This is a genomic window from Carboxydocella thermautotrophica (genome assembly GCA_003054495.1).
Lineage (GTDB): Bacteria > Bacillota.
The window spans coordinates 451,548-466,715 of sequence record CP028514.1 but is presented as its reverse complement, the minus strand read 5'-3'; the positions used below and the strand labels follow the sequence as shown (position 1 = coordinate 466,715).

The 15,168-nt window shown below is 52.8% G+C and carries 9 protein-coding genes and 1 pseudogene; 1 reads left to right on the top strand and 9 read right to left on the bottom strand.

What is annotated here, in order from left to right; translation table 11 throughout:
- Positions 1-153: 153 nt before the first annotated feature.
- The 8 genes and pseudogenes from CTH_RS02255 to CTH_RS02225 all read right to left on the bottom strand — a co-directional run bounded on the left by CTH_RS02255 (position 154) and on the right by CTH_RS02225 (position 6,194).
- Positions 154-702 carry a hydrolase gene (locus tag CTH_RS02255; protein WP_078665475.1) on the bottom strand — a complete coding sequence of 183 codons (549 nt, stop codon included), beginning with the start codon at positions 700-702 and terminating at the stop codon, positions 154-156.
- Positions 703-1,013: 311 nt separating this feature from the next.
- Complete coding sequence (locus CTH_RS14280; RefSeq protein WP_207656822.1) at positions 1,014-1,403, bottom strand: hypothetical protein; 390 nt, start codon at positions 1,401-1,403, stop codon at positions 1,014-1,016.
- A 528-nt stretch (positions 1,404-1,931) separates the two neighbouring features.
- Positions 1,932-3,590 (bottom strand): glutamine--tRNA ligase/YqeY domain fusion protein, encoded by a 1,659-nt coding sequence (locus tag CTH_RS02245; protein ID WP_078666483.1) that lies wholly within the window; start codon positions 3,588-3,590, stop codon positions 1,932-1,934.
- Between the two features lie 50 nt (positions 3,591-3,640).
- Positions 3,641-4,438: a carbon-nitrogen hydrolase family protein gene (locus tag CTH_RS14275; protein ID WP_477021183.1), complete on the bottom strand. Its 798-nt coding sequence runs from the start codon at positions 4,436-4,438 to the stop codon at positions 3,641-3,643.
- A 144-nt stretch (positions 4,439-4,582) separates the two neighbouring features.
- Positions 4,583-4,720: pseudogene (locus tag CTH_RS14505) on the bottom strand ((4Fe-4S)-binding protein); the annotation flags it as partial.
- Between the two features lie 219 nt (positions 4,721-4,939).
- Positions 4,940-5,146 (bottom strand): nucleotidyltransferase domain-containing protein, encoded by a 207-nt coding sequence (locus tag CTH_RS02235; protein ID WP_242947942.1) that lies wholly within the window; start codon positions 5,144-5,146, stop codon positions 4,940-4,942.
- Positions 5,122-5,910 carry a hypothetical protein gene (locus CTH_RS02230; protein ID WP_107752904.1) on the bottom strand — a complete coding sequence of 263 codons (789 nt, stop codon included), beginning with the start codon at positions 5,908-5,910 and terminating at the stop codon, positions 5,122-5,124. The genes CTH_RS02235 and CTH_RS02230 overlap by 25 nt, the downstream gene beginning before the upstream one ends.
- A 107-nt stretch (positions 5,911-6,017) precedes the next feature.
- Complete coding sequence (locus CTH_RS02225) at positions 6,018-6,194, bottom strand: aspartyl-phosphate phosphatase Spo0E family protein (protein WP_078666478.1); 177 nt, start codon at positions 6,192-6,194, stop codon at positions 6,018-6,020.
- A gap of 142 nt (positions 6,195-6,336) precedes the next feature.
- On the opposite strand from CTH_RS02225, the gene CTH_RS02220 reads away from it, so the two are divergent.
- The gene (locus tag CTH_RS02220) at positions 6,337-6,717 is read left to right on the top strand and encodes a helix-turn-helix domain-containing protein (RefSeq protein ID WP_078666477.1); all 381 of its coding nucleotides are present in this window, start codon (positions 6,337-6,339) and stop codon (positions 6,715-6,717) included.
- A 51-nt stretch (positions 6,718-6,768) separates the two neighbouring features.
- On the opposite strand, the gene CTH_RS02215 is transcribed toward CTH_RS02220, so the two are convergent.
- Positions 6,769-15,072: a glycoside hydrolase family 94 protein gene (locus CTH_RS02215; RefSeq protein ID WP_107752902.1), complete on the bottom strand. Its 8,304-nt coding sequence runs from the start codon at positions 15,070-15,072 to the stop codon at positions 6,769-6,771.
- Positions 15,073-15,168 lie beyond the last annotated feature (96 nt).

Here is a 15,168-nt window from a genome sequence, read left to right as displayed (position 1 = left end):
ATTCAGTAAAGTTTATGCGAATACCAGCTTGGTTTATTAGTTTCGACATAAGTAAAAGGGGCATATCACCAGCCCCTTTTATTTATGCTTACATTTATTAGCCACAAGCAGTAACAAAATTAAAGACATAGGCTTTGCCCTTGGCGATTTCGGTTATTTGATTAAACGAGATAATTCCTTAAACTCTGGTGTCCCCGCCTCTTTCATCAAATCAAAGAATACAGATTCAGTATTGGTAATGACTGCTCCCATTTGTTGCATTAAGGATAATGCATTCAAATAGTTTTCTTTACTACGTGAGCAAACGGCATCACTAACAACGAAAACGTTATATCCAATTTTCAATAAGTCTCTAACAGTTTGGAAAACACAGACGTGTGCCTCCATTCCTGTAACTATTATTTTCGGTCTACCTATCTTCTTTAAATCCGCAACCAACTGGTCTGTACATGCTGAAAAAGTTATCTTTTCATAAATCGTTACTTGATTAAAGTTGCTTGCAACCTCTTCTACTGTCTTTCCCAGGCCTTTTGTATACTGTTGTGTAACCACCACCGGTATATTTAGCCTATTAGCTATAGTTAGCAAGATATTTGTCTTATTAATAATTTGACTTCCATATTTCATTACCGGAACTAGTCTCTCTTGTATATCAATGACCATTAAAACCACTTCGTCCTTATTCACAAAAAATTTGTCCATTATTTACACCTGGTTCAAAAAACTTGACTGTTTTTATCTCCAGCCAAACCGGCCCCCAGACCAGGTCTTCGCCTCCTTTCCGAACATTTGATTTGCCCTCCGAGGGGCAGGGCGACAGGGGACCTCGGCCCGGGAGTCCCACCCGGAGCCCGAACGAAGAGGTTATCCTCTCCCGTACCCAAGGCTCGCCTTCGGAATGTCTTTCGGCACCAGCAGGTCGAAGTAAACTGGAGTAGAAGCGGCAAGCTCACCGCCGTCCGAACCGTCCTGTTAGAACGCCTACCGGTTTTCCCGACACCGGCTAAACGGGGTTACCGTAAGGACAGGGCAAGTTTTTTGAGGTCGTGCCAGACGGAGTAATATGCCTCCTGCTGCTGTCGGGCAAACCCGTTGTGCAACAGGAGCTTACCATCCAGCCACCTCAAGCAGGCCCTGACCCTGCGGGTCATCCCTTTTCCTTCCCTCGGTATATTAGGATTGACTTTACAGGTTAGGTCTTGCTTGATTTGGGTTACCAGTTGCTGAAGCTCTTTCGTTACCCGTTCCCTAAAGCCCATCGCCCGGCGGCCAATAACCAGTGCTGCAGCACAGTGTACCGGGACGGCATAACGCTCCATGTACTTCCAGTAACCTATGGTGGACGTGTGCCGGGCAGGTACAAGCTCGAAGGGTATCCTTTCCTTGACAACCCTTCTGCACACCGCTTCCACCATCTTCGCAAAGGGAAAGGCCCCTTGCAGATTCTTTCCCAGAGTTTTCTGCCGCCAAAGATTACCTTTGGTATCGTGCCGCTCTGCCGGTGGGCATCAAACTCAGCTAGCTTTTTCTCCAAAGACGCTACCCGGTTGTTCCGCCCTTTGACTACCAGGCGGAGTTTTTCAATAACCTCTGAAGTAATCCCCCTTTTTTCTGCCTTCGCCAGCTTCCTGCCTACTTCGATCTGGTCAATGCCCATGGGGATGTGCTGGGACTGGTTGATAGCAGTGGCAGCCTGGTGGTGAGGGTTTATCATGCGGATAATGCAGTTCAGCGGAAGGTCGATGTTAGTCGAGGAAAAGAAATTCCTTACTGCTTTGTAAGCCTTGTTGAAATCCTCATCGAGTGAGTAGGAGGGGGTGATTAACCCCCATCCGCTCACACCACCTAGCATGCGGGTCCGCACTCAGCGGTTCCAAAAGATTACAAGTATTGGCCCCATACACAGTATACAGGGGGGCAAAAGCCCCCACTTATAATTTGAAAGAGCTTTTCAGGGAAACAATCCGGTTAAAGACCGGTTTTTCCGCCGTGGTATATTTGGGGTCCACATTAAAGTACCCATGGCGGAAGAACTGGAACTTGGTTTGAGGCGCCACCCCTTTGAGCTGGGCCTCCACAAACCCCTGCAATACCTCCAGGGAATTGGGGTTGATGCGCTCCAGGAAGGACTTGTTTTCTTCCTCCTCCTGATCGTCTTCCAGGATTAAAGGTTCATAGAGGCGGAATTCCGCCGGCAGGGCGTGATTGGCTTCCACCCAGTGAATGGTGCCCTTGACCTTTTTGCCGGAAGTATCCTGACCGCTTTTGGTTGTGGGGTCATAGGTACAGCGCAATTCCACCACATTGCCAGCCTCATCCTTGATGACCTCTTCACACTTGATAATATAAGCATGTTTCAGGCGTACTTCATTGCCAGGATAGAGGCGGTGGTATTTGGGCGGCGGCACTTCCATGAAGTCATCCTGTTCAATGTAGATTTCCCGGGAAAAAGGAATCTTCCGCGTCCCCATTTCCGGATTTTCCGGGTTGTTCTCCGCATCCAGCCATTCCACCTGGCCTTCCGGATAGTTGGTAATCACCACTTTCAGAGGCCGCAGAATGGCCATAGTGCGGGGAGCTTTCAGTTTCAAATCTTCCCGGATAAAATGCTCCAGCATCTGGTAGTCCACGGTGCTGTTGCTTTTGGCTACCCCGATGGCCCGGCAGAATTCCCGGATAGCCTCTGGCGTATAACCCCTCCGTCTGAGCCCGGCAATGGTGGGCATGCGCGGGTCATCCCAGCCGTCTACGATACCGTTATCCACCAGCAGTTTCAGTTTGCGTTTGCTCATCACCGTATTGGTCATATTGAGGCGGGCAAACTCAATTTGCTGGGGCTGGCATTCCATTTCACATTCCCTGATCACCCAGTCATACAGGGGGCGATGGTCTTCAAATTCCAGGGTACAAATGGAATGGGTCACCCCTTCAATAGCATCTTCAAGGGGATGGGCGAAATCATACATGGGATAGATGCACCACTTGTCCCCGGTATTATGATGGGTAGCGTGGAGTATGCGGTACAGCACCGGATCCCGCATATTCAGGTTAGGAGAAGCCATATCGATTTTGGCCCGCAGGGTTTTCTCCCCGTCTTTAAACTCCCCTTTGCGCATGCGCTCAAACAGATCCAGGTTTTCCTCCACTGAACGATTGCGGTAAGGGCTTTCTTTCCCCGGCTCGGTCAGAGTGCCGCGGGTGGCCCGAATTTCTTCAGGTGAAAGGTCACAGACATAGGCTTTGCCCTTTTTGATCAGCAACACTGCGCGCTGATACATTTCCTCGAAATAGTCGGAAGCAAAGTAGAGTCCGTCCCATTCATAGCCCAGCCAGCGCACATCCTCCTTGATGGATTCCACATATTCGGTATCCTCTTTCAGAGGGTTGGTATCATCAAAGCGCAGGTGGGTTTTGCCGCCAAACTCATCGGCCAGGTCGAAATTGAGCACTATCGACTTGGCATGTCCGATATGTAAATAGCCGTTGGGTTCAGGGGGAAAACGGGTAACAATGGTTTTATGTTTACCGGACTCCAGATCATTGAGGATGATATTGCGGATAAAATTGGATGGTGCTTGTTTGTTCTCCATTCCTACCAACCTTTCACAAAATGATCACATATATATTTATACCACAAATTTTACGTAAGTTTAAGGGTATATAAATCCGGCCGCCGGTGTTGCCACAAAGGCATCGCCTGCCGCACCTGGTCCACCCGGGTCAAATCCAGTTCTACCGTCAGCAAACCCGGCTCTGCTCCCAGCTGGCCCACTACCTGGCCCCAGGGGTCTACCACCATTGAGTGCCCGTAGGAAACATAACTGGCCCTTTCATCCCGGGCTGGAGCCACCCCCACGGTAAACACCTGATTGTCCACCGCCCGGCTGCGCAGCAAAAGTTCCCAGTGGGCCGGCCCGGTCGTCAGGTTGAAAGCCCCGGGAACAATCACCAGGCGGGCCCCCTGTAAAGCCATTATCCTCGCCATTTCCGGGAAGCGCAGGTCATAGCAGATCATTACTCCCATCCGGCAATAGGGTGTGTTAAATACTGTTAGTTTATCCCCCGGTCGCAGAGTATCCGATTCCTTGAAATACTGGCCGCCGGGAATATCCACATCAAAGAGATGGACTTTGCGGTGCTTGGCCAGGGGGCGTCCTTCCGCGCCAAAAACATAACAGGTATTATAGAGGTGTCCTTCCTCATCTTTTTCCGGAATAGAGCCTCCCACCAGGATAAGACCATGTTTTTTAGCCTGTTCCTGCAGAAACTGCCAGGTTTGCTCCCCTTCCAGCTCAGCAAAAAGAGGGAACTGGTCATTTTGATAAGGGCAATTGAACATCTCCGGCAAGATAGCCAGTTCCGCCCCCTGAACTGCCGCTTCAGCCAGCATCCGGGCTGCTGTCTCCAGGTTGGCTGCTTTGTCTGTAGTTACAGGCATTTGCAGCAGGGCCAGTTTCAGTTTATCCCGCTTCAGGCCAGGACCCCGGCATTCATCAGGTTTGAGCCGCGAGCCCGGTGGAATAGCATAGCGCAAGGCCCCGGAAGGACAGAGGTCAATTGCTTTGATGATTTCCTCCGCTTCAGCCCTGTCGGTTTTCACCCAGGGCCGCTCCATGGGCCGAAAGACCCGGGGCAGGGCCCGCACACAATTGCCAGAATGGGTACAAAGGTCAGAATCCCAGTAGACGATCACATTCGGGGTATGGTATTCCCGTTTCATAGCCCAACTCCTTTCTGTAATACACAAGAAGGCATGACTGCCCGGGGTCATGCCTTTAGCAATTCTTCTACCACGTTTATGAATCTTTCAGCTATGCGCAGACTTTCTTCAGCATCTTCCTGTAGTTCTGAGTATCAACCATATATCTTCACTCCAGTCCTATTTATTAAACCTGCAAAAGTGGCCAAATTATCCTTATCCCTTTCCCATTCTGACGGTCTAAAAATGACTTTCCTGGACAAGCTCTCGTTTGTTATCAGTTTCTATAATAACACAAAGATCAATATCACTGTTTTTTCTAATTCTTCCTTTAGCACAAGAGCCAAACAGGATGATTGCTTCAGGGCTATATTTTTCAATAATTTGTCGTTTTAACCGCTCAATCTCTTGAAAATGACTGTTCATAATTTTTGTTTCCTGTTCCAATTCTGCAAACCACCTTTTCCACAATTCTGGCAAATCTTAATCGCTTCTTCCAGGGTCAAATTTTGATCGGTTAAGAAGCGAGCTACTTCCAGTATTTCCGGTACTCGCAGATAAATATCCATTGACTGACTATCATAATAACAACAGGTCTGGCAAATCTGTCTATTACCCAGTAAAGGACAATTCCAGAGAGTTTCCTGTTTTTCTCTGGGACATTGACACCAGGCACAAATTTCCGGATCAGCGTCTCTGGCAGGTAAATAACGGTGTATATCGCACAGGTCAATTTGAGGTAACTTCTCTGCTACCCTGTCCTGATTATAATAATCGAATTCCTCAGCGGTAAGAAAACCGGTAGCCACCATGTCCACTTTATACTGGGGCCCAGGCCGGTAGCGACGATATCTGAGGGTAAAGTCCTGTTCCTTAACCAGGAATACCCCGGCATCCTGAAGATACTCTTCTCCTCGTAAAATTTTTTCTACCTCGATGTAATCTCGTTTTATGATAATTTTCCCATCTGTCTCAGAAAATTCAATACCAGTGAGAGGAAATGCTTCGATGCCAATCATATAAGACCAATCAACATCATACTGTTTAAGGCTAACTACCACTATTTTTTCTCCCAGGCGTAGATATTTTTGTACCAGGCTATAACGGGGCAGTGAGGTCGTATAGGACTTCCTATCTCTATATAGGGGAAGCACTGCCAGACACCAGACTCCATCAGTTTGCAGTTGCTCAAGCAATTGCTGAAGCTTCATGTTTGGCCTCCTTATTTTTTTCTTAGCTATTTAATTCTATATTTATAAGCTATTTCCTGCAAAAAAATACTTTGATTGCCAGATTAGCAACCAAAGTTTGATTTCCGTTATTGACTTTCTTTTTCTTCAAATTCAGTTTTCGTACCGTCACACATCTGATAATATTCAACAATATACTTATCAATTTTTTGACTTATTTTAAGAAGAATATCTGTGCTCAAATTCATATTCATGGCATTAGTAAGGATACTTCTTGCTATTTCTATTTTATCCTTCTTTCCCACCCATTTTCCACTCCCTGTATCCAAAGATTAACATAATTTTACAACAAAATTCAGATCAATGCAAACAAAAAATATATGCTTGTTGCATATTCAGTTGCAGCTGGAAATTGGATAAAGTATTTTTGAGCAGGGAGTGAACAGGATGAAAAAAAATAAGGAAATAAATAATAAAGAAATTGGACAGAGAATACGGACAGAAAGAGAAAAACTGGGGCTTTCCCGGGAAGAATTTGCTGAAATCATCGAGCTGTCAGACTACTATGTCGGTCAACTGGAACGGGGAGAACGACAAATGAGCCTTCCCGTTTTAGCTAAAGTAGCTAATTGTTTGCATGTATCTCTGGATTTCCTCGTTTTCGGTAAAACCGCCTACAATAATTATTATATACATGATGTCGGTAACGCCTACAATTATGTTAGTGATATTGAAATAAATGAATTACTTAATAAATGCTCACCAAAAGAACTTGAGCTGGTAAAAAAACTGATCAAAACCGTTCTCCCTTATGTTCACCCTAGCTAGTATTAAGCAAAGAAACCAGGGACACTACCCTAACGGTGTCCCTGGTTTCTTTTACCCTATGATCACCTCAACCCGGTGCTGCTCCCCATCATCCACCAGCTCCACCGCTCCATCCTGCTTTTCCCTGCCATCCACCACTACCCTCTTTACCCCTCGATTCATGCGCTCAGGATTGCGCACCTGAATCAGGTAGAGGGTAGAACCAAAGCGGTACTGCACCTGATACTCCGCCCAGTCCCGGGGAATACAGGGATTGAAACGCAGCCGGTTCCCTTCCTTTTTCAGCCCCAGTATATGCTCAATAGCCACCCGGTAGAACCAGCCGGCGGCCCCGGTATACCAGGTCCAGCCGCCCCGGCCGGTATTGGGGGCAACAGCATAAACATCAGCAGCCAGGACATAGGGTTCTACTTTATAGCGCATGGCTTCGATACTGGTGCGGGCGTGGTTGATGGGGTTGAGCAGACTCAGCAGCTCTCCTGCTTTGTCCCCCTGGCCCAGCAGGGCAAAGGCCAGTGCGGTCCAAACAGCGGCATGGGTGTACTGGCCGCCATTTTCCCGCACACCCGGCACATAGCCCTTGATATAGCCGGGTTCAAGCTCGCCATCACCAAAGGGTGGAGTCAGAAGCTTGATAATCCCCGCTTCCCGGTCCACCAGATAGTTTTCTACCGCCCGCATAGCTTCCTCCGCCCGGCGGGGCCGTCCCAGGCCGGAAATTACCGACCAGGATTGGGCGATAGCATCGATTTTGCATTCACTGTTCTCCGCCGATCCCAGGGGAGTGCCGTCATCGAAATAGGCCCGGCGATACCAGCTGCCATCCCAGGCATGTTTTTCAATAGCTTCAGCCAGTTGCTGGCGCAAATCCGCGAATTTCTCAGCCCGCTCCAGGTCCCCCTGGGCCCGGCAGATGGGGATAAACCGCTCCAGCACGGTACACAGAAACCAGGCCAGCCAGACACTTTCCCCCTGGCCCCGGTGGCCAACCTTGTTCATGCCATCATTCCAGTCCCCGCAACCCATTAAGGGCAAGCCATGGGGTCCGAATTTAAGGGCATGGTCGATGGCCCTCAGGCAGTGCTGGTAAAGACTCTCCCGGTGCTGGGACTGCCTGGGTATGCTGTACCGCTCATCTTCCCCGGCGGCCAGAGGCTCATCCTCCAGGTAACCAGCTTCCTCCGCCAGGATAGACCAGTCACCGGTCACCCTGATATAGTCAGCAGTCACATAAGGGAGCCAGAGCAAGTCATCGGAATAACGAGTGCGTATGCCTTTCTCCGCCCCCGGATGCCACCAGTGCTGCACATCCCCCTCCAGGAACTGATGGGCAGCATGAAGCATTATCTGCTTCCTGGTTAGCTCTGGCCAGGTATAGGCCACGGCCATCACGTCCTGCAACTGGTCCCGGAAACCATAAGCTCCTCCGGACTGGTAGAAAGCTGCCCGGGACCAGAGCCGGCAAGCTATCACTTGATAAAGCAGCCAGCCATTGAGCAGTAAATCCAGGGCCTGATCCGGGGTTTTTACCAGCAGGGCTCCCAGCCGCTCCTGCCAGAAAGCTTTGACCCGTGCCAGCTCGGCTCTGGCTTCCTCCACCCGGCTATAACGGGCGCAGAGGGTTTCCACCTCTGCCTCCGAGCGGGCCTGGCCGAGGAGAAAGACCACTTCCCGGGTTTCGCCGGGAGCCAGCTCCAGGGTTGTCTGCATCACCCCGGCAGGCACCAGCCCAGCCCCCACCCGGCCGGAAAGCCCGGTCCGTTTCATAGCCGCAGGGAATTCCAGAGTGCCATTGGCCCCGATAAACTCCAGCCCATCAGCTGTCCAGCTGCGCCTGCTTTCGGAACAGTCAACAAAAAGCAGGCGGCCCGGAAAATCGTGGTTATAGGTATTGGTAAAGAGCAGGATGCCTTTTTCCCCATAGCTGCGGCTGACCAGGTAGGGAGCTGTGCTCTTGCTGTCTACCCCCATAACCGGGCGCAGGTAGTAGGTCAAAGTCAGTCGTCGCGGCCGGGAAGAGTAGTTATGCAACTTGACCAGACAGAGCTTAACCGGATCCTGACCGGCTACAAAGACAGTTAATTCCTGGCCCAGCCCGTGGCCCTGCTGCTGAAACACCGTATAACCCTGCCCATGGCGGATCAGGTAGTCCCGTTTTTCCCGGATAGGCTGGGGCGTTAGGCTCCAGTAGCGGCCATTGCTTTCATCCCGCAGATAAATGACCTCCCCGGGCGGGTCACTTACCGGATCATTGGACCAGGGGGTGAGTTTGTTTTCCCGGCTGTTTTCCGCCCAGGTGTAACCTGCCCCCGCTTCCGTTATATTGCAGCCAAAACCGGGATTGGCCAGCACATTGAGCCAGGGGGCCGGAGTTGTTTGCCCTTCCTTGAGCCAGATCACGTATTCCCTGCCGTCAGGGCTAAACCCGCCCAGGCCATTGTAAAAAAGCAGGGAACCGGGCTCTAGCGGCACTGTCTCCTCTTCCTCCTCTGCTGCTTCAGGCACCAGTTCCGGCAGGGCCGGCCGGTAGCGGGGATTGGCCGCCAGCTCTTCCCAGGAGGTAGCAGCAGTAAAGCACAGGCGCGCTACCGTAAAGAGCAGGGTTCGGTCCGCCTCAGTTAACTGCCGCTCGACCAGCAGATAAACTCCACTCTTGCGCTGGAACAGCTCCCGGGCCGGACTGACCAGGATCAGTTCCCGGATCCGGTCCTGCAGCGGCCGCGTGTACCCTTCTTCTTCCTCCACCAGCAATACCAGATCCACCGCCAGCCCTTTGCGCCGCCAGAAATCATGGGCCCGCAGCAGTCGCTGTACCAGCTCGACTTCCTCCTGATCAGCAATCCGAACCAGCACGATGGGCAAATCACCAGAAATACCAAAAGGCCAGAGATCAGGCTGTCCCTTCCGGTTGCCAGCGATCACCTCTGCGTACTGGCGGCGAGCCGGTCCGGGAAAGAGCAAGGCTGGAATCAGTTTAAGGTAAGTTTCCACCTCCCGGGCAGGCAGATCCAGATAATCAGCCTCAAGGCGGCTGCGGTTCCAGGCCAGTTCAAAAGCTCGTGCAATGGCCTTTTCATCCCGATATTTATCCGCCAGGCGCAGGGCTTCTTCCCGCGTTTCCGCTACTGCTAGGACAAAAGCCACCTGGGCCGATTGTCCTGGTTTAAGTCGCACCCGCCGCCGCAAGCTGAAGATGGGATCCAGCACCGCCCCACTGCTGTTGGAAAGAGGCTGGTCTACCTCCAGGGCCAGGGGATAGTCCAGGTTGCGATTACGGCCGATAAATTTGGCCCGATCGGTTTCGTATTGCAGATCCCCTGCCACTTCACCCTTAACACTAATGCTGTGCAGGGCATAAAGGGGTTTCTGCCCCTGACTGCGGGGTCGGCGCACCGCCAGCAAACAATCATATCCAGGTACAAACTCCGTAGTCACAAACAGTTTGCTGAAAGCAGGATGGGCAGCATCCGCTTCCGGGGGCGCCAGCACAACCTCCAGGTAGCTGGTAACCTCTACCACTCGTTCGTACTGGCTGTGGTTGGTCAGAGTGACAGTGCGGATTTCCGCATTATCCTCCGGAGAAACGGTAATTCGAGTGTGGGTTTCAATATTCCCATCCTTGCGCAAATATTCCGCTTTATCCGGCGCAAAAATCACCTGGTAATACTCCGGCTCCACCCGGTAAGGTTCAAAAGTAGCAGACCAGACATTATTGGCATTGAGATTCTGAATATAGATGTAAAAACCGCTGCAGAAACCGGGCCAGTTTTCCTGCCAGCGGGTCAAGGCCAGATCCTGCCATTTACTGTAACCCGCTCCTCCATCGGTTAACAACAGGGAATAGGAGCCATTGGACAGCAGATGCACCCGGGGCATTTCCCGATCCGGCACTCCGTATTTCCTGACCACTTCCGGTTCATCCTGAAATTTGCGCTGCCGGGGCCGAAAGGCTTCCCGTTGTTCCTTAATAATACTCACTTTCAGCGGTATGCGCTCCTGTAACAGGATTTCCGCCGCTTTCACAGCCGGGTTGGTATGAAAACGCTGCTGCATACTGTTGCCGGTGAAAAAATTGGTAAGAGCCAGCAGGCTCATGCCCAGGTGATGAGCCATGTAGTTTTTGACTACCGCTTTTTGCCCCAGGGTATAATCAATGGCTTCGTAAAAGCCGTAGATGCCTGCCAGCCCTTCTTCCCGCAGCCGTCGCAAATTGGTCAGAGCCGCTCGCGGCACCAGGGGCAGAGCCAGTATAGTGGCATAGGGGGCTACCACCAGTTCCTGGGCCAGGCCCCGCTTCAGACCCAGGTTAGGCACGCCAAAAGCCTTGTACTGGTAATTGAGGGCCAGGTCAAAGGCATAATAAGCTGCCTCCGATATCCCCCAGGGTACCCCGCGCTCCTGGCCGTATTTTTGTTGCACTCTGACGGCGAAGGAATAGGTGGCATCCAGCAGGGTGTTTTCATAGGTGCGCATTACCAGCAGGGGCATCAGGTATTCAAACATGGTCCCCGCCCAGGAGACCAGTCCCTTGTCCCCCTCTACCCGGGTTAGCTTTCGCCCCAGCCGGAACCAGTGGCGAGCCTCCACTTCTCCCCTGGCGATGGCAAGGTAGCTGGCCAGACGCGCTTCTGAAGCCAGGAGGTCATAATAGGATTTGGTCAGCTGCCCTTCATCAACATGGTAACCGATCGAAAAGAGCTTGCGCCGGGAGTCGTACAGGGGGGCAAAACGGGTATTTTCCACCAGATTCTGAATTCGCTGCAGCAAATCCTCGCCTCGACTCCGTAATTCCTCCTGGTTGCAGGCCATTTCCGCCCGCAAGGCCTGCACCATAGCCAGCACCTTCTGGCCCCAGTAAGAACTGGTCCTCCCCTGAAGCTGCTCTTCCAGCTGTTCCAGCAGAACCAGCCATTCCGCCTGGCTGCTTTCTGCACTGGCCAGCAGGCTTTCCAGCTCCCCGGTAGTTATGGCCCCTGCGTTGCCTGCTTCCTCATTATAAAGGGCGATCGTGTCCAGCAGCCCCCGGAGCAAAACCGGCTCCAGCCCAGGTCGCTTGAGATATTCCCTGATTCCTTCCGCCAGTACAAGCAAATAGCCGACAAAATTACCGCTGTCCACAGTGGAGACATAGCGAGGCCGCAGTACCCGCAGGGTCAGGGTATCATACCAGTTATACAGGTGGCCTTCCCATTTTTCCAGTTTTTCCACCGTAGCCAGAGTAGCCTGGATTCGCTCCAGCATTTGCCCTGTCCCCAGGAAACCCAGGTCCCGGGCGGCCAGAGTGGAGACCAGCAATAATCCGATATTGGTGGGAGAGGTGCGATGGGCCACCCCTTTAGGCGGATCCACCTGGTAATTATCAGGAGGCAGATAATGGTCCTGGGCTATCACCATGTCCTCAAAATAGGCCCAGGTTTGCCGGGCCAGCCGCCTTAGTTCCGCCTCCTCCGCCGCTGTCAGGCGTTCTGGCGCTCGCATATAATCCCGGCTTACCCACCAGGCCACCGCCGGGGCCAGCAGCCAGGTCAGGCCAACCAGCAGGCCCAGCCCTGTTGTTGCCGGGCTTTCTCCCCGTCCCCAGGCCAGAACTGCTACCAGCACCCCGGCCAGCGGAGCCATGAACAGCTTGCGGTAATAGGTTGCCAGGTCGTTTTTCAGCAAGGTCTCCAGCTCAGCGGCCGGAATCCATTCCAGCAGATTTTTGCCGGTCACCAGCACCCGCACTAACGTCCTGATAATGGCATCCAGCATTAAATAGCCCTGGTAGGGCAGGAAAAGGAACTGCAACAGGGACTGGTATACACTGGCCCTTACCCCTGTCAGCACCGTCCGCCCCTGTACCCCTTCACTCAATAAATAGAGCAGGGTGGGAAGAGCTACTGTTCCCAGGCCCAGGCCAAGCCAGACCAGACTGCTACCCGGCAGCAGCCCTGTTCCCAGCACTACCAGTAGCACCAGAGCCGGGCTGACCAGACTGCGGCGCAGGTTATCGCAGATTTTCCATTTGGATAGCGGCGAAAGGGGATTGGGCCGCCACTGCCCCTGCCGATCCTTGACCCGGCTTTTTAGCCAGGGCAAAAGCTGCCAGTCTCCCCGCACCCAGCGATGCTGGCGCAGGGAATAGGCCAGATAGCGGGCGGGATAGCCATCCAGCAGTTCAATATCCGTCACCAGCCCGGCCCGCAGATAGCTCCCCTCCAGCAAGTCATGGCTCAAGACGGCATTTTCCGGTATAGCTTCCTTGAGCAAGGTCTGGAAGGTATCCAGCTCATAAATACCTTTGCCGGTGAAAATCCCTTCCCCGAACAAGTCCTGATAAACATCGGAAACAGCGGTGGTATAGGGGTCTATTCCTCCCTGACCGGCAAAAATCCGGCTGAACCAGGTGCGATTGGCGCTTTCCAGCTGCACCCCAATCCGGGGCTGTAAAATCCCATGACCCCGCACTACCAGCCCCTGCTCCCGGTCTACTACCGGCTGATTCAGGGGATGGGCCATGGTGCCGATTAACTGCCGGGCCGTCCCCAGGGGCAGACTGGTATCAGCATCCAGGGTGATGATATATTTCACCATGGGCAACTGCTCCCGTTCACAACTTAGTACAGTAAAACTGGTGTCAGGAACGCCCCGAAGCAGGTCATTGAGCTCTATGATAGCCCCCCGCTTCCGTTCCCAGCCCAGCCACTGGCCCTGGGCCGGATTATAGCGCCGCTCCCGATGGAAGTAAAAAAAGCGCGGTCGCTGCGGAGCATAACGCCGGTTCAACTCGGCAATCCCCGCCAGAGCAGTAGCCACGATTTCCTCATCATCGGCAGCCTTTGGCTCTGGACCATCTTTGAAATCCCCCACCAGAGCGAAATACAAATTTTCCTCTCGGTTGGCCAGATAATGAACCTCCAGCTTTTCCACCAGCTCCTGCACCTTACTGGCTTTAGGCAACAGAGTAGGAATGATTACCATTGTGCTATTTTCCGGCCCGATGCCTTCCCGCAGTTCTAGCCTGGGCAAAGGCCGGGGAGTATACAGCCGGCTGACACAGAAATTAACCAGTATCAAAGCGATTTCACTGGCCGGCAAAGCCACCAGAGGAAGCAAAGCCAGCAGCCTCCAGCTCCACCCCCCCTGGGCCCGGCTGACATACCCCATCAACAGCCCTATCACTGCCAGAGTCAGGAAAACGAGGGAACCGAAATAGACCCGGTAGGGATGCTGACGGAGCCAGCTCCGCAACCCACCCAGGCCCCGGGGCCGTCCCCCCAGTTTATCCTCCAGTTCTCCTCTGCCCTCACCGAGCAAGTAATACCCTGCATGCCGCGCAGCCTCACCTTTACCCTGTTCCGCAGCAGCCCGGGCCAGGGTCAGTACCTGTTCGGCAACCAGCCTTTCCGGCAGCTGGTAATACCGGGCCAGTTTTTCAATCTCATGCCGGTAATAATCCCGGGAGGCAAAATCCATCTGGGAATAATGGCCAGAAGGATCCTGCCGCAACATGGCTTCCACCTGACTCAAAGCCTCAAAAATTTCATTCCAGTCCAGAGCCGCTACTGACCTGAGGCTGGTAATAGCGGCCCCCATAGCTACCTGCCGGGCCGCCTGCCGTCCGTGCTCTTCCCTGATCAATTCCTCCAGACTCAGCTGGCTCGCAGCCAGTTCCTGTTCCAGCTCCGCCAGCAAAGGGGCTGCTTTGCCGCCCTGCCGGCGCAACTGCTGTACCAGCAGTTCCAGAAAGGCAGGCTCCAGTCCGCCAGCTTCCCTTTGTTCCCGGACCAGCCGACGCACTTCCCCCGCCTGCAACTGGGTTGCTACCTGCCAGGCCCGTTGCCGCTGTCGGTGACAGACCTTCAGTTCCTGGCAAAGCTGGCTAATCCGTTCCAGGAGCGCAATGCGCAGCATCACCGCCAGGGCCCACAATTCCGTCATGGCCAGAACCTGCCGCTGCTGATAGGCCCCGATAAAGCTGAGGATTTTGCCTTCATCCAGATTGCCATCAGTATGTTCCACCAGCTCCCGGGCCAGCCCATATACCCGGGGTAATCCTGCCATCTCCTTATTCTCCAGCAAAGGTAAGCGCAAGTGAGGTTTGCGGGTCAGAGTGTGCTGGATATCCTTGACCTGTTCCTCCAGTAAGTAGAAATTATCCAGCAACCACTCCGCCGTTGGTGGCAGGGGCTGCTCCCGGTCCAGCTCCCGATCCAGGATCTGATAGACCTCCAGAATGGTCTGGTAATGCCGCTTCACCCCGGCCAGCAGAGCCCGCGGGAAACGCATTTTTTTGCCAAGGATATGCTGTTGGGCTAATTCCAGCGCATGTTGCTCTATCTCTCTGGGGCTAAGCAAGTTTCTTTCTCCATTCATGCAGCACTCACCATTTCGCCAAAATTTTTCACATACCTAGTTTGCCCCATTTTGCGCAGTTTAGCCATCTGGCTAAAAAAGGTAATAAAAAAGACA

What these genes read in the sequence shown, in the direction of transcription:
- CTH_RS02255 (WP_078665475.1), bottom strand. Translation starts at nt 702, where the DNA reads ATGGACAAATTTTTTGTGAATAAGGACGAAGTGGTTTTAATGGTCATT.
- CTH_RS02245 (WP_078666483.1), bottom strand. Translation starts at nt 3,590, where the DNA reads ATGGAGAACAAACAAGCACCATCCAATTTTATCCGCAATATCATCCTC.
- CTH_RS14275 (WP_477021183.1), bottom strand. Translation starts at nt 4,438, where the DNA reads ATGCCTGTAACTACAGACAAAGCAGCCAACCTGGAGACAGCAGCCCGG.
- CTH_RS02230 (WP_107752904.1), bottom strand. Translation starts at nt 5,910, where the DNA reads ATGAAGCTTCAGCAATTGCTTGAGCAACTGCAAACTGATGGAGTCTGG.
- CTH_RS02220 (WP_078666477.1), top strand. Translation starts at nt 6,337, where the DNA reads ATGAAAAAAAATAAGGAAATAAATAATAAAGAAATTGGACAGAGAATA.
- CTH_RS02215 (WP_107752902.1), bottom strand. Translation starts at nt 15,072, where the DNA reads ATGAATGGAGAAAGAAACTTGCTTAGCCCCAGAGAGATAGAGCAACAT.